We start from the raw sequence: 446 nt of genomic DNA, 5'->3' as shown, positions 1-446 counted from the left end.
GCAGCGGATAGATCGTAATTCGGCATCTTACAAACTGATGGTATGCCTTATTTGTAGGTGATTAGGTGCTCTCAAATGACAAAGGCTTGAATTGGAGCGCACCGTAGCGCTCCCCCGTCGGGAGGAAAGAACCGAATGCCTTGCAGCGGTGGCGTGCAGTTTCGCCAGTTTACGGAGCCCGAGCAGGTCACCAGCGCACAGGCTGGCGTGTTTTGTCAGGTCATCTCGGCAGGTCCGGGGCCGTTCGAGGCTGCCTTGCACTCGGTCACCATGGGCGACGTAACCCTCAACATGGGACAAGTGTCGGCTTGCATGGGCTTCCTCCGGAATGCGCCGGACCGTGCTGTTTTACAACTACCGCTTGAGGGCGCCGAGAGCCTTGTCCTCAACACCGTGCCTTATCAGCCGGGCATGGTCGGCACTTACGGGGGCGGAGCGGAACCTCC

At 59.0% G+C, this 446-nt stretch carries 1 protein-coding gene; it reads left to right on the top strand.

Annotation, left to right across the window (positions count from 1 at the left end):
• Positions 1-153 precede the first annotated feature (153 nt).
• Positions 154-446 (top strand): hypothetical protein (locus Q7A36_RS40925; RefSeq protein WP_305109498.1); only part of this gene is annotated, 293 nt, incomplete at its 3' end.

The sequence above is a fragment of the Paracraurococcus lichenis genome (genome assembly GCF_030657435.1).
GTDB lineage: Bacteria > Pseudomonadota > Alphaproteobacteria > Acetobacterales > Acetobacteraceae > Paracraurococcus > Paracraurococcus lichenis.
Note: the sequence above shows the minus strand (reverse complement) of the source record. Positions and strands in the feature narration are given on the sequence as shown.